Source organism: Pseudomonas sp. TNT2022 ID642 (genome assembly GCF_028656995.1).
Classification (GTDB): Bacteria; Pseudomonadota; Gammaproteobacteria; order Pseudomonadales; family Pseudomonadaceae; genus Aquipseudomonas.
Map to the genome: position 1 here is coordinate 254,999 of NZ_JAMDGW010000019.1, position 22,384 is coordinate 277,382.

The 22,384-nt window shown below is 60.8% G+C and carries 27 protein-coding genes; 18 read left to right on the forward strand and 9 right to left on the reverse strand.

What is annotated here, in order from left to right:
* The first annotated feature begins 73 nt into the window (after nt 1-73).
* Nucleotides 74-691, forward strand: a complete 618-nt coding sequence (locus M5G26_RS19330) for a C40 family peptidase (protein ID WP_016985978.1) — start codon at nt 74-76, stop codon at nt 689-691.
* A 105-nt stretch (nt 692-796) separates the two neighbouring features.
* Here M5G26_RS19330 and M5G26_RS19335 read toward each other — a convergent pair whose 3' ends face one another.
* The gene (locus M5G26_RS19335) at nt 797-1,831 is read right to left on the reverse strand and encodes a type IV pilus twitching motility protein PilT (RefSeq protein ID WP_095049465.1); all 1,035 of its coding nucleotides are present in this window, start codon (nt 1,829-1,831) and stop codon (nt 797-799) included.
* Between the two features lie 56 nt (nt 1,832-1,887).
* Between M5G26_RS19335 and M5G26_RS19340 the strand changes: the two genes are divergently transcribed.
* From M5G26_RS19340 to M5G26_RS19385, 10 genes are all read left to right on the forward strand, one after another.
* Nucleotides 1,888-2,574, forward strand: coding sequence for a YggS family pyridoxal phosphate-dependent enzyme (locus tag M5G26_RS19340; RefSeq protein ID WP_273916240.1), 687 nt, complete (start codon nt 1,888-1,890; stop codon nt 2,572-2,574).
* A gap of 23 nt (nt 2,575-2,597) precedes the next feature.
* On the forward strand, nt 2,598-3,416 hold the full coding sequence (gene proC / locus M5G26_RS19345; RefSeq protein WP_273916241.1) for a pyrroline-5-carboxylate reductase: 819 nt from the start codon (nt 2,598-2,600) through the stop codon (nt 3,414-3,416).
* A gap of 10 nt (nt 3,417-3,426) precedes the next feature.
* Nucleotides 3,427-4,017: a YggT family protein gene (locus M5G26_RS19350; protein ID WP_038358826.1), complete on the forward strand. Its 591-nt coding sequence runs from the start codon at nt 3,427-3,429 to the stop codon at nt 4,015-4,017.
* Nucleotides 4,014-4,310: a DUF167 domain-containing protein gene (locus tag M5G26_RS19355; RefSeq protein WP_007913642.1), complete on the forward strand. Its 297-nt coding sequence runs from the start codon at nt 4,014-4,016 to the stop codon at nt 4,308-4,310. The genes M5G26_RS19350 and M5G26_RS19355 overlap by 4 nt, the downstream gene beginning before the upstream one ends.
* Before the next feature lie 433 nt (nt 4,311-4,743).
* Nucleotides 4,744-5,883: a homoserine O-succinyltransferase MetX gene (metX, locus tag M5G26_RS19360; RefSeq protein WP_273916242.1), complete on the forward strand. Its 1,140-nt coding sequence runs from the start codon at nt 4,744-4,746 to the stop codon at nt 5,881-5,883.
* Between the two features lie 7 nt (nt 5,884-5,890).
* Entirely contained in the window at nt 5,891-6,511 is a 621-nt protein-coding gene (metW, locus tag M5G26_RS19365) for a methionine biosynthesis protein MetW (RefSeq protein ID WP_007913638.1), read from the forward strand.
* Nucleotides 6,512-6,537: 26 nt separating this feature from the next.
* On the forward strand, nt 6,538-6,972 hold the full coding sequence (locus M5G26_RS19370; RefSeq protein WP_127930114.1) for a DUF4426 domain-containing protein: 435 nt from the start codon (nt 6,538-6,540) through the stop codon (nt 6,970-6,972).
* Nucleotides 6,969-7,565 (forward strand): RdgB/HAM1 family non-canonical purine NTP pyrophosphatase, encoded by a 597-nt coding sequence (gene rdgB / locus M5G26_RS19375; RefSeq protein ID WP_008083802.1) that lies wholly within the window; start codon nt 6,969-6,971, stop codon nt 7,563-7,565. The genes M5G26_RS19370 and rdgB overlap by 4 nt, the downstream gene beginning before the upstream one ends.
* Nucleotides 7,562-8,767 carry a radical SAM family heme chaperone HemW gene (gene hemW, locus M5G26_RS19380; RefSeq protein WP_273916243.1) on the forward strand — a complete coding sequence of 402 codons (1,206 nt, stop codon included), beginning with the start codon at nt 7,562-7,564 and terminating at the stop codon, nt 8,765-8,767. Before rdgB ends, hemW begins: the two co-directional genes overlap by 4 nt.
* A 22-nt stretch (nt 8,768-8,789) precedes the next feature.
* Nucleotides 8,790-9,113 carry a DUF3392 domain-containing protein gene (locus M5G26_RS19385; RefSeq protein ID WP_007913629.1) on the forward strand — a complete coding sequence of 108 codons (324 nt, stop codon included), beginning with the start codon at nt 8,790-8,792 and terminating at the stop codon, nt 9,111-9,113.
* 79 nt (nt 9,114-9,192) lie between these two features.
* On the opposite strand, the gene trmB is transcribed toward M5G26_RS19385, so the two are convergent.
* From trmB to M5G26_RS19405, 4 genes are all read right to left on the reverse strand, one after another.
* Nucleotides 9,193-9,918 (reverse strand): tRNA (guanosine(46)-N7)-methyltransferase TrmB, encoded by a 726-nt coding sequence (gene trmB / locus M5G26_RS19390; protein WP_273916244.1) that lies wholly within the window; start codon nt 9,916-9,918, stop codon nt 9,193-9,195.
* A 9-nt stretch (nt 9,919-9,927) separates the two neighbouring features.
* Nucleotides 9,928-10,722 (reverse strand): thiazole synthase, encoded by a 795-nt coding sequence (locus M5G26_RS19395; protein WP_007913621.1) that lies wholly within the window; start codon nt 10,720-10,722, stop codon nt 9,928-9,930.
* A gap of 60 nt (nt 10,723-10,782) precedes the next feature.
* The gene (thiS, locus tag M5G26_RS19400; protein WP_122604433.1) at nt 10,783-10,983 is read right to left on the reverse strand and encodes a sulfur carrier protein ThiS; all 201 of its coding nucleotides are present in this window, start codon (nt 10,981-10,983) and stop codon (nt 10,783-10,785) included.
* 71 nt (nt 10,984-11,054) lie between these two features.
* On the reverse strand, nt 11,055-11,435 hold the full coding sequence (locus tag M5G26_RS19405) for a DUF423 domain-containing protein (protein WP_273916245.1): 381 nt from the start codon (nt 11,433-11,435) through the stop codon (nt 11,055-11,057).
* 74 nt (nt 11,436-11,509) lie between these two features.
* Between M5G26_RS19405 and mtgA the strand changes: the two genes are divergently transcribed.
* Nucleotides 11,510-12,232: a monofunctional biosynthetic peptidoglycan transglycosylase gene (mtgA, locus tag M5G26_RS19410; protein WP_007913618.1), complete on the forward strand. Its 723-nt coding sequence runs from the start codon at nt 11,510-11,512 to the stop codon at nt 12,230-12,232.
* A 207-nt stretch (nt 12,233-12,439) separates the two neighbouring features.
* Here the strand turns inward: mtgA and rpoH are convergent, their stop codons facing one another.
* The 4 genes from rpoH to ftsY all read right to left on the reverse strand — a co-directional run bounded on the left by rpoH (nt 12,440) and on the right by ftsY (nt 16,641).
* On the reverse strand, nt 12,440-13,294 hold the full coding sequence (gene rpoH / locus M5G26_RS19415; RefSeq protein WP_007913617.1) for an RNA polymerase sigma factor RpoH: 855 nt from the start codon (nt 13,292-13,294) through the stop codon (nt 12,440-12,442).
* Between the two features lie 115 nt (nt 13,295-13,409).
* On the reverse strand, nt 13,410-14,435 hold the full coding sequence (gene ftsX, locus M5G26_RS19420; RefSeq protein WP_273916246.1) for a permease-like cell division protein FtsX: 1,026 nt from the start codon (nt 14,433-14,435) through the stop codon (nt 13,410-13,412).
* Nucleotides 14,432-15,103 (reverse strand): cell division ATP-binding protein FtsE, encoded by a 672-nt coding sequence (gene ftsE, locus M5G26_RS19425; RefSeq protein WP_003229148.1) that lies wholly within the window; start codon nt 15,101-15,103, stop codon nt 14,432-14,434. Before ftsE ends, ftsX begins: the two co-directional genes overlap by 4 nt.
* Entirely contained in the window at nt 15,100-16,641 is a 1,542-nt protein-coding gene (ftsY, locus tag M5G26_RS19430; protein WP_273916247.1) for a signal recognition particle-docking protein FtsY, read from the reverse strand. The genes ftsE and ftsY overlap by 4 nt, the downstream gene beginning before the upstream one ends.
* Between ftsY and M5G26_RS19435 the strand changes: the two genes are divergently transcribed.
* The 6 genes from M5G26_RS19435 to M5G26_RS19460 all read left to right on the forward strand — a co-directional run bounded on the left by M5G26_RS19435 (nt 16,640) and on the right by M5G26_RS19460 (nt 22,321).
* Nucleotides 16,640-16,834: a hypothetical protein gene (locus tag M5G26_RS19435; protein WP_025112092.1), complete on the forward strand. Its 195-nt coding sequence runs from the start codon at nt 16,640-16,642 to the stop codon at nt 16,832-16,834. The two genes, ftsY and M5G26_RS19435, sit on opposite strands and share 2 nt — an antisense overlap.
* A 152-nt stretch (nt 16,835-16,986) precedes the next feature.
* Nucleotides 16,987-18,342, forward strand: coding sequence for a M16 family metallopeptidase (locus M5G26_RS19440; RefSeq protein WP_273916248.1), 1,356 nt, complete (start codon nt 16,987-16,989; stop codon nt 18,340-18,342).
* On the forward strand, nt 18,335-19,822 hold the full coding sequence (locus M5G26_RS19445; RefSeq protein ID WP_273916249.1) for a M16 family metallopeptidase: 1,488 nt from the start codon (nt 18,335-18,337) through the stop codon (nt 19,820-19,822). The genes M5G26_RS19440 and M5G26_RS19445 overlap by 8 nt, the downstream gene beginning before the upstream one ends.
* Complete coding sequence (rsmD, locus tag M5G26_RS19450; RefSeq protein WP_150693731.1) at nt 19,822-20,436, forward strand: 16S rRNA (guanine(966)-N(2))-methyltransferase RsmD; 615 nt, start codon at nt 19,822-19,824, stop codon at nt 20,434-20,436. Before M5G26_RS19445 ends, rsmD begins: the two co-directional genes overlap by 1 nt.
* A 62-nt stretch (nt 20,437-20,498) precedes the next feature.
* Nucleotides 20,499-21,494 (forward strand): hydrolase, encoded by a 996-nt coding sequence (locus tag M5G26_RS19455; RefSeq protein WP_273916250.1) that lies wholly within the window; start codon nt 20,499-20,501, stop codon nt 21,492-21,494.
* Nucleotides 21,491-22,321 (forward strand): AraC family transcriptional regulator, encoded by an 831-nt coding sequence (locus M5G26_RS19460; RefSeq protein WP_273916251.1) that lies wholly within the window; start codon nt 21,491-21,493, stop codon nt 22,319-22,321. Before M5G26_RS19455 ends, M5G26_RS19460 begins: the two co-directional genes overlap by 4 nt.
* Nucleotides 22,322-22,384 lie beyond the last annotated feature (63 nt).

Consider the following 22,384-nt stretch of genomic DNA (forward strand, 5'->3'; position numbering starts at 1 on the left):
ATCGACCAACGGACTCGGAATGAAAAAAAACTCTGTTATAAAGTTGCGCGCTATCACTAAAGAGCCACGCCTAATGCGACCATTTTTCAAGACATGGCTAACCATCTGCCTATTAATGCCACTGGCCGCCCACGCCACCAATCGTGAGCAACGTCTTCCCAACGTTAACGGCTTTACCCCTAAATCCCATGCTTCGGCTCCTTCGAGCAAAAGCAGCAAAAGCAAAACCACCACGCTGAGCAGCAAGAGCCACAGCAAGCTGGTGCCACCGATGGCGAGCAAGGAAAGCAGCAATGTGCTGAGCCGTGCGGTGAACGTCCTCGGTACACCTTATCGTTGGGGCGGCAGCAGCCCAAGTAAAGGCTTCGATTGCAGCGGTCTGGTGAAATACGCGTTCAACGACGCTACGTTCGACCTGCCACGTACCTCGAATGCCATGGCCAGCGGCCACGGCGAGAAAGTCGAGCGCAAGGATCTGAAGCCGGGCGATCTGATTTTCTTCAACATCAAGAGCCGTCGAGTCAACCACGTCGCCATTTACCTGGGCAACGATCGCTTTATCCACGCCCCGCGTCGTGGCAAAGCGGTGAGCATCGATACGTTGAACAAGCCGTACTGGCAGCAGCATTACGTAGTTGCCAAGCGTGTGTTGCCGAAAGAACAAAGCCAGATGCGCGTGGTTCAGCGCTAAGTCTTCGAAGCAAGATCAAAAGATCGCAGCCTTCGGCAGCTCCTACATCGGGATCAGCGTTTCCCTGTAGGAGCTGCCGAAGGCTGCGATCTTTTGCTTCTGGTCTCAGAAATTATCCGGCGTGCGCGCCTTCTCCCGCGCATGCTCGCGGCTGATCAAGCCCTTGGTCAGCAGATCCTTCAGGCACATGTCCAGTGTCTGCATGCCCAACGACCCACCGGTCTGAATCGCCGAATACATCTGCGCGACCTTGTCCTCGCGGATCAGGTTACGGATCGCCGACGTGCCCAACATGATCTCGTGCGCCGCCACCCGCCCGCCGCCGATCTTCTTGATCAACGTCTGCGAGACCACTGCCAACAACGACTCCGAAAGCATCGAGCGCACCATCGACTTCTCGTCACCGGGGAATACGTCGACCACGCGATCGATGGTTTTCGCCGCGGAAGTGGTGTGCAGCGTGCCGAACACCAGATGACCGGTTTCCGCAGCGGTGAGCGCCAAGCGGATGGTTTCCAGATCACGCATCTCTCCGACCAGGATTACATCCGGGTCTTCACGTAGCGCCGAGCGCAAAGCGGTGGCGAAACTGCGGGTATCGCGGTGAACTTCACGCTGATTGATCAGGCATTTGCGCGATTCGTGAACAAACTCGATCGGATCTTCAATAGTCAGGATGTGATGATGGCGATGGGTGTTGAGGTAATCGATCATCGCCGCCAGCGTGGTCGACTTGCCGGAACCGGTCGGCCCGGTGACTAGCACCAGCCCACGCGGCGCATCGGTAATCTTGCGGAAGACGTCGCCCATGGCGAGGTCTTCCATGCTCAGCACCTTCGACGGAATCGTACGGAATACGGCGCCGGCGCCACGGTTCTGGTTAAAGGCATTAACCCGGAAACGCGCGACACCCGGCACCTCGAAGGAAAAGTCGGTTTCCAGATGTTTCTCGAAGTCGACGCGCTGGGTGTCGTTCATGATGTCGTAGATCAGTTCGTGCACTTGCTTGTGATCCAGCGCCGGCAGATTGATCCGCCGCACATCACCATCGACGCGGATCATCGGCGGCAGACCGGCCGACAGGTGCAGGTCGGAAGCGCCCTGTTTGGCGCTGAAGGCCAGCAATTCAGTGATATCCATAGCGCTCCTCAATTCCAGTAGAATGCCGCGAACCTTCAGACCGCCGGCGCCTCTTGATGTCCACGATAGCAGACAACATTCTTCAGGTTGGTTCGCGCATCCAGACCGCGACCCAAGCCGCACACCGTCCTGAAAACAGCGTCCAGTTGCTCGCTGTGAGCAAAACCAAACCCGCCGAAGCGCTGCGCGAAGCGTATGCCGCCGGCCTGCGCGACTTTGGCGAGAACTATCTGCAGGAAGCCCTGGGCAAACAGCTCGAACTGGCCGACCTGCCCTTGATCTGGCACTTCATCGGCCCCATTCAATCGAACAAGACTCGGGCGATTGCCGAGCATTTCGACTGGGTGCACTCCGTGGATCGCCTGAAAATCGCTCAACGTCTGTCCGAACAGCGCCCGGCCGAGCTGCCGCCGCTGAACATCTGCATTCAGGTCAACGTCAGCGGTGAAGCGAGCAAGTCCGGCTGCACGCCTGACGATCTGCCGGCATTGGCCGCTGCCATCAGCGCTTTGCCGCGCCTGAAACTGCGCGGCTTGATGGCGATTCCCGAGCCAACCGACGACCGCGCCGAGCAGGACGCGGCCTTCGCCGCCGTGCAGAAATTGCAGGCGAGCCTCGATCTGCCGCTCGACACACTTTCCATGGGCATGAGCCACGACCTCGAGTCGGCCATTGCCCAAGGCGCCACTTGGGTGCGTATCGGTACCGCCCTGTTTGGCGCCCGTGATTATTCCCAGTCTTGAACGATTCCAGATAAGGACCACACATGAGCAACACACGTATTGCGTTTATCGGTGCGGGCAACATGGCGGCCAGTCTGATTGGCGGCCTCCGTGCCAAGGGGCTGGAAGCCGGGCAGATCCGTGCCAGCGACCCGGGTGAAGAAACCCGCGCCAAGGTCAGTGCCGAACACGGCATCGAAACTTTCGCCGACAACGCCCAGGCCATCGACGGCGTCGATGTGATCGTGCTGGCGGTCAAGCCGCAGGCGATGAAAGCCGTGTGCGAGGCCATTCGCCCAAGTCTGAAACCCAATCAATTGGTGGTGTCGATTGCTGCCGGTATCACCTGCGCGAGCATGACCGCGTGGCTCGGCGAGCAGCCGATCGTGCGCTGCATGCCCAACACCCCGGCGCTGCTGCGTCAGGGCGTCAGCGGTTTGTACGCAACCAGCGAAGTGACTGCCGAGCAACGTCAGCAAGCCGAAGAACTGCTGTCCGCTGTCGGCATCGCCCTGTGGCTGAAAGAAGAACAACAACTGGATGCCGTGACCGCCGTGTCCGGTTCCGGCCCTGCCTACTTCTTCCTGCTGATCGAAGCCATGACCGCCGCCGGCGTCAAACTCGGCCTGCCTAAAGACATCGCCGAACAATTGACCCTGCAGACCGCACTGGGCGCCGCGCACATGGCGGTTTCCAGCGATGTCGACGCCGCCGAACTGCGCCGCCGCGTGACTTCGCCAAACGGCACCACGGAAGCTGCAATCAAATCATTCCAGGCCAATGGCTTTGAAGCACTGGTCGAAACCGCACTCGGCGCCGCCGCGCACCGCTCGGCCGAAATGGCCGAACAACTGGGCAAATAAGGAGCCTTACATGATTGGATTGAACACCGCAGCGGTTTACGTGCTGCAAACCCTCGGCAGTCTGTACCTGCTGATCGTGCTGCTGCGCTTCGTGCTGCAATTGGTACGGGCGAACTTCTACAACCCGCTGTGCCAGTTCATCGTCAAAGCGACCCAGCCACTGCTCAAACCACTGCGCCGGATCATTCCGAGCCTGTTTGGTCTGGACATGTCGTCGCTGGTGCTGGCGATTCTGGTGCAACTGGCGCTGATGGCGCTGACCCTGTTGCTGACTTACGGCACCACCGGCAATCCGCTGCAACTGGTGATCTGGTCGCTGATCGGCGTGACCGCGCTGTTCCTGAAGATCTTCTTCTTCGCCCTGATCATCAGCGTGATTCTGTCGTGGGTTGCACCGGGCAGCCACAATCCAGGCGCTGAGCTGGTCAACCAGATCTGCGAGCCGGCGCTGGCGCCGTTCCGCCGCTTTCTGCCGAATCTCGGTGGCCTGGATCTTTCGCCGATCTTCGCCTTCCTCGCGCTGAAGCTGATCGACATGCTGGTGATCAACAATCTGGCGGCGATGACGATGATGCCGGAAATCCTCCGTCTGCTGATGTGAGCTGGTTTCGATGGGACGGTGACGACTTGATCCTCGAGTGTCACCTGCAACCGGCAGCCCGCAGCGATGACTTCGCCGGGCTGCATGGGGATCGCCTGAAGATTCGTTTGACCGCACCGCCGGTCGAGGGCAAGGCCAATGCCTATCTGATGGGCTTTCTGGCCAAGGCGTTTGGGGTGTCCAAGAGCCAGGTCAGTTTGCTCAGTGGCGAGTTGAACCGGCAGAAGCGAGTGAAGATTTGTTCGCCGAAGAAGTTGCCGGACTTGCCTGGGTTGGTTGGGCGCTTGTCTTGAGTTTGGCGGCGTCTGTGCCCCTCACCCCAGCCCTCTCCCCCTGGAGAGGGAGCCGATCTATGGTGTTTTCAAAACTTGAGTTCGACTCGATAGCTCAGGTCGGCATATCTCGAACATCCACCCCAATCAGTCCCCCCTCCCTCCGAGAGAGGAACCTGATTTGGCTGGTTTTCAAGACCTGAGTTCGACTCGATAGCTCAGGTCGGCATATCTCGAACATCCACCCCAATCAGTCCCCTCTCCCACCGGGAGAGGAACCTGATTTGGCTAGTTTTCAAGACCTGAGTTCAACTCGATAGATCAGGTCGGCGTAGCTCAGAAGAACACCTCGGTCGGTCCCCTCTACCTCTGGGAGAGGGCTAGGGTGAGGGCCGCTTGCCGCTAACCCCCCCGGTCTTTAGACTTACGCCTCATTTCAACGAGAGCAGGGTCGATGCCAACTGCCTTTCCCCCCGATTCTGTTGGTCTGGTGACGCCGCAAACCGCGCACTTCAGCGTTCCGCTGGCGCTGGCCTGCGGCCGTTCGCTGGCCGCCTATGACCTGATCTACGAAACCTACGGCACGCTGAACGCGCAGGCGAGCAACGCCGTGCTGATTTGCCACGCCTTGTCCGGCCATCACCACGCCGCCGGTTATCACAGCGTCGACGACCGCAAACCCGGTTGGTGGGACAGCTGCATCGGCCCGGGCAAACCGATCGACACCAACAAGTTCTTCGTGGTCAGCCTGAACAACCTCGGCGGCTGCAACGGCTCCACCGGCCCGAGCAGCGTCAACCCGGAGACCGGCAAACCGTTCGGCGCCGACTTTCCGGTGCTCACCGTGGAAGACTGGGTGCACAGCCAGGCGCGTCTCGCTGATCTGCTCGGCATCGGCCAGTGGGCGGCGGTGATTGGCGGCAGCCTCGGCGGCATGCAGGCGCTGCAATGGACCATCACTTACCCGGATCGCGTGCGCCACTGCCTGGCCATCGCCTCGGCACCGAAGCTGTCGGCGCAGAACATTGCCTTCAACGAAGTCGCGCGTCAGGCGATTCTGACCGACCCGGAATTCCACGGCGGTTCGTTCCAGGAAGCGGGCGTGATCCCCAAGCGCGGCCTGATGCTGGCGCGGATGGTCGGGCACATCACTTATCTGTCCGACGATTCCATGGGCGAGAAATTCGGCCGTGGCCTCAAGAGCGAGAAGCTCAACTACGACTTCCACAGCGTCGAGTTTCAGGTCGAAAGCTACCTGCGTTATCAGGGCGAAGAGTTCTCCGGACGCTTCGACGCCAACACCTATCTGTTGATGACCAAGGCACTGGATTACTTCGATCCGGCGGCGAACTTCGACGATAACCTGGCGAAAACCTTCGAGAACGCCACAGCCAAGTTCTGCGTGATGTCGTTCACCACCGACTGGCGTTTCTCCCCGGCCCGCTCACGAGAACTGGTGGACGCGCTGATGGCGGCACGCAAAGACGTCAGCTACCTGGAAATCGACGCACCCCAGGGCCACGACGCCTTCCTGATTCCGATCCCGCGCTACTTGCAGGCGTTCGGCAATTACATGAACCGCATCACGTTGTGAGAAAGCCATGAGAGCTGATCTGGAAATCATCCAGGAATGGATCCCCGCCGGCAGCCGCGTCCTCGACCTCGGTTGCGGTGACGGCGAGCTGCTGACCTGGCTGCGCGACAACAAGAACGTCACCGGTTATGGCCTGGAAAACGACGCTGACAACATTGCCCAGTGCGTGGCCAAAGGCGTCAACGTCATCGAGCAGGACCTGGACAAGGGGCTGGGCAACTTCGCCAGCAACAGTTTCGACATCGTCGTCATGACTCAGGCCCTGCAAGCCGTGCATTACCCGGACAAGATCCTCGACGAAATGCTCCGGGTCGGTCGTCAGTGCATCATCACTTTCCCGAACTTCGGTCACTGGCGCTGCCGCTGGTACCTGGCAAGCAAGGGTCGCATGCCGGTGTCCGAGTTTCTGCCGTACACCTGGTACAACACGCCGAACATCCACTTCTGCACCTTCGAAGACTTTGAAGAACTTTGCCGCGAACGTGATGCGAAGGTCATTGATCGGCTTGCCGTGGATCAACAGCACCGTCACGGGTGGGCCAGTAAGCTATGGCCTAATCTGTTAGGTGAGATCGGTATCTACCGCGTCAGCAGCCCGCAGCTTGCAGACCACAAAGTCGCGGTCTGAATCCCGTCATTTCGAGGAGCACGATCATGGGTCGTTTAGCGTTGTTGTTATTGACTGCCTGCCTGAGCGCCAGCGCTCTGGCGGCCGACGTCATCAAGGGTGAGCGCAAGGAAACCTTTGGCGACGTCACGGTGCACTACAACACTTTCAACTCGACGTTCCTGCAACCGGACATCGCCAAGGCTGCAGAGCTGATTCGCAGCAAGAATCAGGGCGTGATCAATGTCTCGGTGATCAAGGATGGCAAACCGCTGGTCGCCAACGTCACCGGCACGGTCAAAGACCTGACCAGCCAGAGCGTGCCGCTGAATTTCCGCCAGATCACCGAACAGGGCGCGATCTACTACATCGCCCAGTATCCGGTTGAGCAGCAGGAAACCCGCACCTTTGAGATCAAGGTGCAGAACGGCGACAAGATCAACACCATCAATTTCAACCAAGAACTCTTTCCCGGCGAATGATGAACATCAAGCAGCTCGTACTGGCCAGCCATAACGCCGGCAAACTCAAAGAACTTCAGGCCATGCTCGGCGAATCGGTGCAACTGCGCTCGATTGGCGAGTGGAGCAAGGTCGAGCCGGAAGAAACCGGTCTGTCGTTCGTCGAGAACGCCATTCTCAAGGCGCGTAATGCCGCGCGTATTTCCGGGCTGCCGGCGCTGGCCGACGACTCCGGTCTGGCAGTGGATTTCCTCGGCGGCGCGCCAGGTATCTATTCGGCTCGCTATGCCGACGGCAAGGGCGATGCGGCGAACAACGCCAAACTGCTCGACGCGCTGAAGGATGTGCCGGAAGCCGAGCGCGGCGCGCAGTTCGTTTGCGTGCTGGCGCTGGTACGTCACGCCGATGATCCGTTGCCGATCCTCTGCGAAGGCTTGTGGCACGGGCGCATTCTGACGGCTGCCAGTGGCGAACACGGTTTCGGCTACGACCCGTTGTTCTGGGTGCCGGAGCGTGACGTCTCCAGTGCCGAACTGAGCCCGGCCGACAAGAACCAGATCAGCCACCGCGCCCGTGCAATGGATCTGCTGCGCCAGCGTCTGGGCTTGAAATGACCGTTGATTCTTCTGCGTCGTCGCTGATCGTCGGCGGCGCCGCTTCTTCGCCTCGGGCACCGTTGCCAACGCTGCCGCCCTTGGCGCTGTACATCCACATCCCGTGGTGTGTGCGCAAATGCCCGTATTGCGACTTCAACTCGCACACCGCCAGCCCGGTGTTGCCGGAGCAGGAATACGTCGACGCCTTACTGGCCGATCTCGATCAGGACCTGCACGCGGTTTACGGCCGCGAAATCAGCTCGATCTTTTTTGGTGGCGGCACGCCGAGCCTGTTCAGCGCCGAAGCCCTCGGGCGGCTGCTGGAAGGCGTCGAGCAGCGCATCCCGTTTGCTCAAGACATCGAAATCACTCTGGAAGCCAACCCCGGAACGTTCGAGCAAGAGAAGTTCGTCGCCTACCGCAAGCTGGGGATCAATCGCCTGTCGATCGGTATCCAGAGCTTTCAGCAGGAAAAGCTCAAAGCGCTGGGGCGGATTCACAACGGTGACGAAGCGGTGCGCGCGGCCGGTATGGCGCGGCAGGCCGGGTTCGATAACTTCAACCTCGACTTGATGCATGGTTTGCCCGATCAATCGCTGGACGATGCCTTGAGCGATCTGCGCCAGGCCATCGCGCTGAATCCTACGCACATCTCCTGGTATCAGCTGACCCTGGAGCCGAACACGGTGTTCTGGAACCAGCCGCCGGTGCTGCCGGAAGACGACACGTTGTGGGACATTCAAGAAGCCGGGCAGGCGCTGCTGGCCGAGCACGGTTACGCGCAATACGAAGTGTCGGCCTATGCACAGGCTGGACGCCCGGCGCGACATAACCTCAATTACTGGAGTTTCGGCGACTTCATCGGCATCGGTGCGGGTGCGCATGGCAAGCTCAGCCATCCGGACGGACGCATCGTTCGTACCTGGAAGACGCGGCTGCCGAAGGACTATCTCAACCCGGCAAAAAGCTTCCAGGCTGGCGAAAAAGCGCTGACCAATGACGAGATGCCGTTTGAGTTTCTGATGAACGCTTTACGCCTGACCGCCGGCGTCGAATCGCGACTGTATCCGGAGCGCACTGGGCTGTCGCTGGAAAGCCTCGCCGAAGGCCGGGCCGCGGCAGAACAAAGCGGCCTGTTGCAGGTCGAACCGTCACGTCTGGCGGCCACCGAGCGCGGACAGCTGTTTCTCAACGACTTGCTGCAACAATTTCTGAACTGATTTCAGTGCTAAGGGAAAACGCATGGATTTGATACTCGACCTGCTCGCCACCGTCTCCCGCTGGAGCCGCAGCAACCTCTCGGAAATCGCCCTGGCGCTGGTCGGCTGCCTGCTGGTGCTGTTCGGCGCCGACTTCAAAGGCTGGGTCGAGCAACGCCTGGGCAGCATCGCCGGTGCCTTGCGCGTGCCATTGATGGCGTTGCTCTGCGTGATCGGCAGCGGCGCGGCATTGATCTACGCCACGCCGTGGGTAATCAAAGGCCTGAGCCAGTTCAACAACTACAGCCTGGCGCCAGTCCTGCTGGTAGTCCTTGTCCTCATCGGCGTAGTCGCCGACCGCCGCTGATCTTTCAGTACACCCAAAACGACTGTAGGAGCTGCGGCACGCTGCGATCTCCTGATCCTACAGGGGTATCGCGTGATACTTAGGACTGTTTTTCGAACTTCAGGTCCCACACGCCATGGCCAAGACGTTCGCCGCGGCGTTCGAACTTGGTGATCGGGCGTTCGGTCGGGCGTGGCACGCACTTGCCGTCTTCGGCGAGGTTGCGGTAGCCCGGGGCGACGTTCATCACTTCCAGCATGTATTCGGCGTACGGTTCCCAGTCGGTGGCCATGTGCAGAATGCCGCCAACCTTCAACTTGCTGCGCACCAGTTCAGCGAACGATGCCTGAACGATACGGCGCTTGTGGTGACGGCTCTTGTGCCACGGATCCGGGAAAAACAGCATCAGGCGATCGAGGCTGTTGTCAGCGATGCAGCGATTGAGCACTTCGATCGCGTCGCAATCGTAGACCCGCAGGTTGGTCAGGCCCTGAGTCAGCACGCCATTGAGCAGCGCGCCAACCCCCGGACGGTGAACTTCCACGCCGATAAAGTCCTGATCCGGCGCCGCCGCGGCCATTTCCAGCAGCGAGTGGCCCATGCCGAAACCGATCTCAAGCGAGCGCGGCGCTGAACGGCCGAAAATCTGATCGTAATCCACCGGCGCGTCCGCCAGCGGCAGCACGTACAGCGGCGCGCCCTGATCCAGACCGCGTTGCTGGCCTTCGGTCATGCGCCCGGCGCGCATCACGAAACTCTTGATGCGGCGGTGTTGGCGCTCGTCGCCTTCTTCCGTCTGGATAGGCGTGTCGTTCGATTCAGTCATCAATGGCTCTTACTTGATCAGACCATCCAGCGGCGAAGAGGCGCTGGCATAGAGTTTTTTCGGCATACGGCCAGCGAGGTAGGCCAGACGGCCTGCAACGATGGCGTGTTTCATGGCTTCAGCCATCATCACCGGCTGCTGGGCGTGGGCGATCGCCGAGTTCATCAGCACCGCGTCGCAACCCAGTTCCATGGCGATGGTCGCGTCGGACGCAGTGCCGACACCGGCATCGACCAACACAGGAATCTTGGCTTCTTCGAGGATGATCTGCAGGTTGTACGGGTTGCAGATCCCCAGACCGGAACCGATCAGACCGGCCAGCGGCATGACCGCGATGCAGCCGATTTCTGCCAGTTGACGGGCAATGATCGGGTCATCGCTGGTGTAAACCATCACGTCGAAACCTTCCTTGACCAGCGTTTCCGCGGCCTTGAGGGTTTCGATCACGTTAGGGAACAGGGTTTTCTGGTCGGCCAGTACTTCCAGCTTCACCAGGTTGTGGCCATCGAGCAGCTCACGGGCCAGGCGGCAGGTGCGCACGGCTTCGATGGCGTCGTAGCAACCGGCGGTGTTTGGCAGGAAGGTGTAGCGCTCCGGCGACAGCACATCGAGCAGGTTCGGCTCGCCTTCGATCTGGCCCAGGTTGGTGCGGCGCACGGCGAAGGTGACGATCTCGGCACCCGAGGCTTCGATGGCCTGACGGGTTTCTTCCATGTCACGGTACTTGCCGGTACCGACCAGCAAACGCGACTGGTAAGTACGACCGGCCAGCACAAAAGGCTTGTCGCTACGAACGATGCTCATGGGGAATCCTCTTTAGGAGTGAGGGTCTTGCAGAATTCTGTGCCCTCGCGGGCCGGGCGATCAGCCGCCGCCGATGGCGTGCACCACTTCAACGTTGTCGCCGTCGTTGAGCGTGGTGTCGGCATGCTGGCTGCGCGGAACGATATCCAGATTGAGTTCGACTGCCACTCGACGTCCGGTCAGTTCCAGACGCGTGATCAGGGCCGCAACGGTCTCGCCGTCGGGCAGTTCAAGGGATTCACCGTTCAACTGAATGCGCATGCGCAACGCCGCCATCATTTTTAGGGGCTGGCATTCTAGCCCGATCATGACCTAAAGGTCAGCACCAAGCGTCAAGCGGTTGGTTGCAGGCGCCAGGCGGCGAGCCCCAGGCAAACCCATCCGGCCAGAAATGCCAGACCGCCGAACGGGGTGATGATGCCAAGCTTGCTGATACCGGTCATGGTCAGCACGTAGAGGCTGCCGGAGAACAGCAGGATGCCCGCTGCGAAGGAAAAACCGGCCCACGCGACCAGTCGCCCCTGAATTTGCGTGGCCAACAGCGCTACACCGAACAGCGCCAAGGTGTGCACCAGTTGATAAGTGACGCCGGTGTGGAAAATCGCCAGATATTCAGGCGTCAGGCGGTTTTTCAGGCCGTGGGCGGCGAATGCGCCCAATGCGACACCGGTGAAACCGAAAAAAGCGGCCAGCATTAAAAAGCCACGCAGCATTGGGAACTCCAGTCAGACGCGATCGGCAGGGTCTGTATAATGGCCCGCTCCACCGGTTCGGCCAAGCCATCTCTATGCTGCGTACTATTTTCCGTCGTCTCACGAAGGCCCTGCTCTGGTTCGCCGGTGGCAGCGTCTTGCTGGTGCTGGTGTTTCGCTTCGTGCCGCCGCCCGGAACGGCGTTGATGGTCGAGCGCAAGGTCGAATCCTGGGTCGATGGCGAGCCGATTGACCTGCAGCGCACCTGGAAACCTTGGGATGAGATCTCCGACGATCTCAAAGTCGCGGTCATGGCCGGTGAGGATCAGAAATTTCCCGAGCATTGGGGTTTTGACTTCAGTGCGATTCAGGCTGCCCTGGCGCACAACGAACTGGGTGGCTCGATTCGCGGCGCCAGCACCTTGAGCCAGCAGGTGTCGAAGAACCTGTTTCTGTGGGCCGGGCGCAGCTATCTGCGTAAAGGTCTGGAGGCTTGGTTTACTGCATTGATCGAAGTGTTCTGGCCCAAGCAGCGAATTCTTGAGGTGTACCTGAACAGCGTCGAGTGGGATGACGGAGTGTTTGGCGCGGAAGCGGCGGCTCGGCATCACTTTGGCGTGAGCGCGAAGTCCTTGTCGCGGCAGCAGGCGAGTTATCTGGCGGCTGTTCTGCCGAATCCTCGCGTCTGGAGTGCCAGCCATCCGACCGCTTATGTGTCGCGTCGGGCCGGGTGGATTCGCCAGCAGATGAGTCAGTTGGGCGGGGATAGTTATCTGTTGGGCCTCAACGATTCGCGCCGGGCACCTTGGTCTCGATAGCCAGTCACGATTCTTCCAAACCCTGAAGATCCCTGTGGGAGCGGGCTTGCCCGCGATAGCGGTAGTTCAGCCACCATCTACATGACTGACCCGACGCCATCGCTGGCAAGCCAGCTCCCACAGGGATTGATGCTGCCCTGACATATGCGCATAAAAAAACGCCCCGATCATCGCTGATCGGGGCGTTTTTTATTGCCGAGACGCCGGTTACGCGGCGATCGACAACTTGAGCTTGTTCATCGCGCTCTTCTCGAGCTGACGGATCCGCTCGGCCGACACGTTGTACTTCTGGGCCAGGTCGTGCAGCGTGGCTTTCTCTTCTGCCAGCCAGCGCTGGTAGAGGATGTCGCGGCTGCGTTCGTCCAGCACTTCCAGTGCTTCGTGCAGGTTGCTGTTGGAGTTGTCGCTCCAGTCGGCATCTTCCAGTTGACGCGCCGGGTCGTACCGGTGGTCTTCCAGATAGTTGGCCGGCGACTGGAAAGCGCTGTCGTCGTCGGCTTCAGCAGCCGGGTCGAAGGCCATGTCATGGCCGGTCAGGCGACTTTCCATTTCGCGCACTTCACGCGGCTCGACGCCGAGGCTTTCCGCCACACGGTGGACTTCCTCGTTGTTCAGCCACGCCAGACGTTTCTTCTGGCTGCGCAGGTTGAAGAACAGCTTGCGCTGGGCCTTGGTGGTCGCGACTTTCACAATGCGCCAGTTGCGCAGGATGAACTCGTGAATTTCCGCCTTGATCCAGTGCACGGCGAACGACACCAGACGCACACCCATTTCCGGGTTGAAGCGCTTTACGGCCTTCATCAGGCCGACGTTACCTTCCTGGATCAGGTCAGCCTGAGCCAGACCGTAGCCGGAATAGCTACGGGCAATGTGTACGACAAAACGCAGGTGGGCGAGCACCATCTGCCGAGCCGCCCCCAAATCCTGCTCATAGTAGAGACTCTCGGCCAGTTCACGCTCCTGCTCCGGCGTCAGCAATGGAATGCTGTTGACGGTGTGCACGTAAGCTTCCAGGTTCGCACCCGGAACCAACGCATACGCAGGTTGCAAAGAATTGGTCATACGAAAAAACCTCCCACTTACATACTCGTGCCTCTCGGCACTGCGAAAAATTGACCGGGAATTCAAGTGCAAGTTCCCAAAAAAACCGCGAGGTCAATCACGCGCAAAAAAGATTCTACTTCGGCGCCAGCTCCCTGAGATGGCGTGCGACTGCAATCCATGCACCGATATAACCCAACAGCACCGCGCCAAGCAAGAGCGACAGACCGTCGGCAACTGGCACTCCGGCCAGCGCGAAATCACTGCCGTACAAGCCGGCCAGCCCAACCACCGCATCGTTCAGCCAGTTCAGGCCGAACGCCAATACACCCCAGGACAACAGTCCCGCACCGAAGCCATACAGCGCGCCCATATAAAGGAAGGGACGCCGCACATAGCTGTCAGTGCCGCCGACGAGTTTAATCACTTCTATCTCGGTGCGGCGGTTTTCAATATGAAGACGAATGGTATTGCCTATCACCAAAAGTAATGCAGAAACCAGCAGCACTGTCAGACCGAAGACAAAACGATCGCCAAGCTTGAGGATGGCCGCCAGACGCTCGACCCAGACTAGATCAAGTTGCGCCTGTTGTACCTTGGGCAGCTCGGAAAGTTTTTGTCTTAATGCTTCCAGCGTTGGCTTGTCGACTTCGTTCGGCGTGACCAGCACCACGCCCGGCAACGGGTTCTCCGGCAGCTCACGCAGGGCTTCGCCCAGTCCGGACTGTTGCTGGAACTCTTCCAGCGCCTGATCGCGGCCGACATATTCAGCATCAGCTACGCCGGGCATGCCTTTGATCTGATCGCGCAACGACTCGCCCTGCTCAGGGCTGGCGTCGAGTTGCAGATACAAGGATATCTGCGCCGCACGCTGCCACGAACCACCAAGACGTTCGACGTTGTTGAGCAACAGCGAAAGCCCCATCGGCAGGCTCAATGCCACCGCCATCACCATGCAAGTGAAGAAGCTACCGATCGGCTGTTTGCCCAAACGACGCAGACTGTCGAGCAGGCTGGCGCGATGGCTTTCGACCCACGCACGGAACAACGTGGCGAAGTCCGGGCCATCGTCATCGTCGTGCTTTTTCTTCTTCGGCGGCTGCGGATCGGCGGCTTTCGGGGCCACGCGTTCGGAAACCTTCGGACTGCGTGTTGCACTCATACCCCGGCCTCCCCGTCGCCGATCAATCGGCCGCGTTGCAGGGTCAGCATGCGGTGACGCATGCGCGCGATCAGCGCCAGGTCGTGACTGGCGATCAGCACGCTGGTGCCCAGACGGTTGATGTCTTCGAAGACACCCATGATCTCGGCCGCCAGACGCGGATCGAGGTTACCGGTCGGTTCGTCCGCCAGCAGCAAGGCCGGGCGGTGCACGATGGCGCGGGCAATGCCGACGCGCTGTTGCTGACCGGTGGACAGGTCGCCGGGGTACAGATCGGTTTTATCCGACAGCGCCACGCGCTCCAGCGCCGAATCGACACGCTTGGCGATTTCGGCCTTGGACAAGCCAAGAATCTGCAGCGGCAAGGCGACGTTGTTGAACACCGTGCGATCGAACAGCAACTGGTGATTCTGGAACACCACGCCGATCTGCCGACGCAGGAACGGAATCTGCGCGTTGCTGATGGTACTCAGATCTTGCCCGGCCAGCAGCAGTTTGCCGCTGGTCGGACGTTCCATCGCCAGCAACAGGCGCAGCAAGGTGGATTTACCGGCACCGGAGTGGCCGGTGACAAACAAGAACTCGCCACGACGGACTCGAAAGCTCAGCTCATGCAAGCCGACGTGACCGTTCGGGTAGCGTTTACCGACCTGTTCGAAACGAATCATGAACGCTCCCGCTCGGCAAACAATGCCTGGACAAAGGGTTCGGCTTCAAAGGTACGCAAGTCGTCGATGCCTTCACCGACGCCGATGTAGCGAATCGGCAGACCAAATTGCTTGGCCAGAGCGAAAATCACCCCGCCCTTCGCGGTACCGTCGAGCTTGGTCAGCGCCAGGCCAGTCAGTTCAACGGTCTGGTTGAATTGCTTGGCCTGGTTGATCGCGTTCTGGCCAGTACCGGCGTCGAGCACCAGCAGCACTTCATGCGGTGCGTCGGCGTCGAGCTTGCCGATCACCCGGCGAACCTTCTTCAATTCTTCCATCAGGTTGTCTTTGGTGTGCAGACGACCGGCGGTGTCGGCGATCAATACGTCGATGCCGCGGGCCTTGGCAGCCTGCACGGCGTCGAAGATCACCGAAGCCGAGTCGGCACCGGTGTGCTGGGCGATCACCGGGATCTTGTTGCGTTCGCCCCAGACCTGCAATTGCTCCACCGCAGCGGCACGGAAGGTGTCACCGGCGGCGAGCATGACTTTCTTGCCTTCCAGTTGCAGCTTCTTCGCCAGTTTGCCGATGGTGGTGGTCTTGCCGGCGCCGTTGACGCCAACCACCAGAATCACGAACGGCTTGTTCTGCGAGACGATCTTCAGCGGTTGTTCGACCGGCTTGAGCATCGCGGCCAGCTCGGCCTGCAGGGATTTGTACAGCGCGTCGGCGTCGGCCAGCTCTTTGCGGGCGACCTTCTGGGTCAGGCGCTGGATGATCTGCGTGGTGGCTTCGACGCCGACGTCGGCAGTGAGCAGACGGGTTTCGAGGTCATCGAGCAGATCGTCGTCGATGGTTTTGCGGCCGAGGAACAGGCTGGCCATGCCCTCGCCGATGCTGGCGCTGGTTTTCGACAGGCCTTGCTTGAGGCGGGCGAAGAAGCCGGCTTTGGTTTCTTCGGTGCGCGGGGCTTCGACCGGGGCCTCGGCAATCACTTCAACTGGAGTAACAGGAGCAGCGACAACCGGTGCAGGTGCAGGTGCAGGTGCAGGTGCAGGTGCAGGTGCAGGTGCAGGTGCAGGTGCAGGTGCAGGCTCGGGCGGTTGAACAACTGGCGCAACAAACACGGGCGCAACAGGCTCAACAACAACCGGCGCAGGCTCGACAACCGGCTCAACCACCGGCGCCAGAGCAACCTCTGGAACGATTGCAGCAGGCGCAGGAATCTCTGGGGTGATGTGCGGCGCAGCCTCTTCAACCAATGCCACTGGCTCTTCCGCCACTGGCAAAGTCAGCCATGGCTCAGCCGCCGGGGTCAGCGGCAATTCCGCCGCTGCAGGCGCTTCAGGCTCGGGTTCTGGCTCGACCGGTTGCAACACCGGCTCGGCAATCGGCAGAACGATCGGTGCCGGCTCTTCTTCTATAACCGGAGCAGGCTCAGGAATCGCGGGCGGCTGTTCGACGACGGGTTCCTGCGGTTTCTTACGCAGCCATCCGAACAGGCTTTTCTTCTCGCCAGCCGCAGCTGGGGTCTTCTTGTCGTCGTTGGAACCAAACATGGAGGACGGCTATCTCACGGTAGCGACGCGCCATAAGGGCGCCCCGGCAAATAAATATTCGATGCAGAACAGACTGTGTTTCATCCAGCTTGTTCACGCGCAACATTTTGTCGAGGCGCCACAGGCACCTCAAAGGTCGATTAATACGAAGGACTGGAACGGCATCGTCGGCGAAAACGCAGAGTTTAGCTGACAAACTCAAAGCTTCTTCCGGGAACCCATACAACCTATCGACCGATCAGTGGCTTGATAGGCGTGGCCGCCAGTAAAACGGATCAGTATCCTAGCACCTCCTCGCCCGCCTAGGCTAAGACCAAGCGGGCAGCCCAACAGGTTAAAAAACGAATGAATGCTCTAGCCCGCCGCGCTGCAGGCCTGCTGCTCAGCACAGTCTGCCTGCCCCTTTCGGCCCTGGCGGCCGACCCGCAACCGACCCACGAATTCACCCTCGACAACGGCCTCAAGGTCGTGGTGCGCGAAGACCATCGCGCGCCGGTGGTGGTGTCGCAGGTCTGGTACAAGGTCGGCTCCAGCTACGAAACCCCGGGCCAGACCGGTCTGTCCCACGCGCTTGAGCACATGATGTTCAAGGGCAGCGAGAAAGTCGGTCCCGGCGAAGCGTCGTTGATCCTGCGTGATCTGGGCGCTGAAGAGAATGCCTTCACCAGTGACGACTTCACCGCCTATTACCAAGTGCTGGCTCGCGACCGTCTGGGCGTAGCCTTCGAACTGGAAGCCGACCGCATGGCCAACCTGCGCCTGCCGGCCGACGAGTTCGCCAAGGAAATCGAAGTCATCAAGGAAGAGCGCCGCTTGCGCACCGATGACAAGCCGATGTCCAAGGCCTACGAGCGCTACAAGGCCATGGCCTACCCGGCCAGCGGCTACCACACGCCGACCATTGGCTGGATGGCCGACCTCGACCGCATGAAGGTCGAAGAGCTGCGCCACTGGTACCAATCCTGGTACGTGCCGAACAACGCCACACTGGTGGTGGTCGGCGACGTGACCCCGGACGAAGTGAAAACCCTCGCCCAGCGCTATTTCGGCCCGATCGCCAAGCGCGACGTGCCACCGGCGAAAAAACCGCTGGAACTGGCCGAGCCGGGCGAACGCCAGATCACCCTGCACGAGCAAACGCAACTGCCTAGCCTGATGCTCGGTTTCAACGTGCCAAGCATTGCGACGGCTGAAGACAAACGCTCGGTCAACGCCTTGCGCCTGATCTCCGCGTTGCTCGACGGCGGCTACAGCGGTCGCATCCCGACGCAACTGGAACGCGGCGAAGAGCTGGTCTCCGGCGGTTCGTCGAGCTACGACGCCTACACCCGTGGCGACAGCCTGTTCACCCTGTCGGCAACGCCGAACACCCAGAAGAAAAAGACCATGGCGCAGGCCGAGGCCGGTCTGTGGAAGTTGCTGGAGCAGCTGAAAACCACCGCGCCGTCCGCCGAAGAACTGGAGCGCGTGCGTGCACAAGTGATCGCCGGTCTGGTCTTCGAACGTGATTCAATCACCAGCCAGGCCACCGCCATCGGCCAACTGGAAACCGTCGGCCTGTCGTGGAAACTGATGGACACCGAACTGGCCGACCTGGAAAGCGTTACCCCGCAAGATATCCAGAACGCCGCCAAGCTGTATTTCACCCGCGAACGTCTCAGCGTCGCCCACGTCCTGCCACTGGAGACGACTCATGAGTAAGCGCAAATCCCCACGCCTGCTGCTCGGCCTGGTTGCCGTGGCGGTGATCGGCTCTGCCGCGCTCTACCTGTCGCCAGGCGCTGACAGCAATGCCAGCGAAGCGCTGGACAACGCCAAAACCAGCCAGAAGCTGCAATCGCTGGCCGAACTCGACGGCAAAGCCCCGGCCAGCCGCAAGCTTGATGTACAAACCTGGAGCACCGCCGCAGGCGCCAAAGTGCTGTTCGTCGAAGCCCATGAGTTGCCGATGTTCGACATGCGCCTGATCTTCGCCGCTGGCAGCAGCCAGGACGGCAGCGCCTCGGGTCTGGCAGTGCTGACCAACGCCATGCTCAACGAAGGTGTCGCCGGCAAAGACGTCGGCGCCATCGCTCAAGGCTTTGAAGGCCTCGGTGCAGACTTCGGCAACGGTGCGTTCAAGGACATGGCGCTGGCTTCGTTGCGCAGTCTGAGTGCCGCCGACAAACGTGAACCGGCGCTGAAGCTGTTCGCGGAAGTGGTTGGCAAACCGACCTTCCCGGCCGACTCTTTCGCACGCATCAAGAACCAGATGCTCGCCGGTTTCGAATACCAGAAACAGAACCCCGGCAAACTCGCAAGCCTTGAGCTGATGAAGCGTCTGTATGGCGATCACCCGTACGCGCATTCGAGCGACGGCAATCCGCAGAGCGTGCCGAAGATCACTCTCGCGCAATTGCGTGAGTTCCACGCCAAGGCTTACGCCGCTGGCAACGTGGTGATCGCGCTGGTCGGCGACCTGTCGCGTGCGGAAGCCGAGGCGATTGCCAATCAGGTTTCTTCTGCCCTGCCGAAAGGCCCGGCGCTGGCGAAGATCGCTCAGCCGCAGGAACCGAAAGCCAGCGTCAACCACATCGAGTTCCCGTCAAAGCAGACCAACCTGATGCTCGCGCAACTGGGCATCGACCGTGACGACCCGGATTACGCGGCGCTGTCGATGGGTAACCAGATCCTCGGCGGTGGCGGCTTCGGTACGCGCCTGATGAGCGAAGTGCGCGAAAAGCGCGGCCTGACCTACGGCGTGTACTCGGCTTTTAGCCCGATGCAAGCGCGTGGCCCGTTCATGATCAACCTGCAGACTCGCGCGGAAATGAGCGAAGGCACCCTGAAACTGGTGCAGGACGTGCTCGCCGACTACCTGAAAACCGGTCCGACGCAGAAGGAGCTCGACGACGCCAAACGCGAACTGGCCGGCAGCTTCCCGCTATCGACCGCGAGCAATGCCGATATCGTTGGCCAACTCGGCGCGATGGGCTTCTATAATCTGCCGTTGAGCTACCTGGATGACTTCATGCGTCAGTCGCAAAGCCTGACCGTGGAACAAGTCCGCGACGCCCTAAACAAACACCTGAGCACGGACAAAATGGTCATCGTCACCGCTGGCCCGACCGTGCCGCAAAAGCCGTTACCGGCCCCATCTGATAAACCTGCCGAGCAACCGCTCGGGGTTCCGGAGCACTAATGGCTACCCGATCGCCTAAAAAACCTGCGCAAAACGTCCACAACGGTGTGAACCAGTTGCGCATCATTGGCGGCCAATGGCGCAGCCGCAAGCTGAGCTTCCCCGATGCGCCGGGCCTGCGCCCGACGCCGGATCGCGTGCGTGAAACACTGTTCAACTGGCTCGCGCCGTACGTTGAAGGGGCCAAGGTACTCGACCCGTTCGCCGGCAGCGGCGCACTGTTTCTCGAAGCACTGTCCCGTGGCGCGGCCACGGGTCAGGCGCTGGATGCCAGCAACATCGCTGTCTCCAGTCTGAAGGAACACCTCGGCACGCTGCGCTGCACCAACGGTCAGGTGCAGACCGCCGACGCCCTGCGTTATCTGGAAACCCAGACCGCGACACCGTTCGATCTGGTGTTCCTCGATCCGCCGTTCAACCAGAACCTGCTGCCTGCCGTCTGCACCTTGCTCGAAGAGCGTCAGTGGCTGGCGCCCGACTCGTGGATCTACACTGAAAGCGAAACGGCGCCATCGACGCTGGGCCTGCCGGGCAACTGGCGCCTGCACCGCGAGCAGAAATCCGGCCGGGTTTACTACGCGCTGTGGCAACGTACGGCAGAGATCGCCGGTTAACCGACCGGCCTGAACAAGCGGCGCGCCTCGACCGAGGCCGCCGCGCTGCATCGAGAATCATCGTGCCCGCTCCTTCAGAACGCTTCCTCCCCGCCTTCGGCCTCGGCAATCCGCACCTGCAAACCTTGTGGGGGCCGCTGTGGCGCAAAACCGTACATATCGAACGTGAGCGCGAACGCCTGTGGCTTGAGGATGGCGACTTCCTCGATCTCGACTGGCACGGCCCGCACACCGCCGATGCGCCCCTGGTGTTGGTACTGCACGGCCTGACCGGCTCCTCCAATTCGCCTTACGTCGCCGGCATCCAGAAGGCGCTGGCCGATCAAGGTTGGGCCAGTGTTGCGCTGAACTGGCGCGGCTGTTCCGGTGAACCGAATCTGCTCCCGCGCAGTTACCACTCCGGCGCCAGTGAAGACCTCGCCGAAACCATCAGACACCTGCGCGCCAAACGCCCGCTGGCACCGCTGTATGCCGTTGGCTATTCGTTGGGCGGCAACGTGCTGCTCAAACACCTCGGAGAAACCGGCAGCGCCAGCGGTGTGCTCGGCGCGGTGGCGGTGTCGGTGCCGTTTCGCCTCGACCAATGCGCCGACCGCATCGGCCAGGGTTTTTCCAAGGTCTATCAGGCGCACTTCATGCGCGAGATGGTCGCCTACATCAAGAACAAGCAACGGCAGTTTCAGCATGACGGTCGCGAAGACGGACTCGCCGCGCTGGCGGCCCTCGGTTCGCTGGAGAACATGCGCACGTTTTGGGATTTCGATGGCCGGGTGACCGCGCCGTTGCACGGTTTCAATGATGCCGAGGATTACTACCGGCGCGCTTCGAGCCGTTACTTCCTCGGTGAGATCCGCACGCCGACGCTGATCATTCAGGCGGCAGACGATCCGTTCGTGTTCCCGCACAGTTTGCCGCAGGCCAGTGAGCTGTCGGCGTCGACCGCTTTCGAATTGCAGGCGCGCGGTGGGCATGTCGGCTTTGTCGAAGGCTCGATTCGTCAGCCCGGTTACTACCTGGAACGACGCATCCCGCAGTGGCTGGCACGCGTGCCCGCATGAGCGATCAGGGCGAGTCGATCCGCTTCTGGCAAACCGCGCCGCTGGCCGGGGTCGAGTTGTTGTCGGCGCGCTACATCGAGCATCGTTTCGCCCCGCATGTGCACGACGGCTTCGTGATCGGCATGATCATGGCCGGCGCCCAGCGTTATCGCTATCGTGGCGCCGAACATCTGGCCGGCAGCGGCACGCTGGTGTTGATCAATCCGGACGAACTGCACACCGGGCACAAGGGCACCGAGGATGGCTGGCTGTACCGGGCGTTCTATCCCGATACGGCGCAAATCGTTTCGCTGCTGGAAGAGCTGGAGCTGTCCACCACCAACCTGCCGGCATTCGGCGCCACGCTGTACCGCGATGCGGATCTGGTCAACGGCTTTGCCCAGTTGCACCGTTTGCTGGAAAGCCCGGCCACCGCGCTGCTACAGCAAACGCTGTGGCGCGAGATGATGTTGCGGCTGTTGCAGCGCCATGCGGCTGTGCCGGTCCCCGGACGAGCCGGCAAGGAACACCGCGCGGTGCTATTGGGCAAAGAACTGCTGCACGCACAATTGGCGGCGCCGCCATCACTGGAAGAACTGGCGGCGGCGGTCAATCTGTCGCCGTTCCATTTCGCCCGGGTGTTCCGCCGCGCCACCGGCATGCCGCCGCACAGCTGGCTGATGCAGCAACGCATCGCTCAGGCCCGCGCACTCCTGCAGCACGGCTGCCTGCCGGTGGAGGTCGCCACACAATTGGGGTTTGCCGACCAGAGCCACTTGAGCCGGCAGTTCAAGCAGGCTTATGGCGTCGGGCCCGCCGCCTACCGTAGCGCCCGGATGGAAAGCTAAAAGATCGCAGCCTTCGGCAGCTCCTACAGGGAAATGCATTCCAATGTAGGAGCTGCCGAAGGC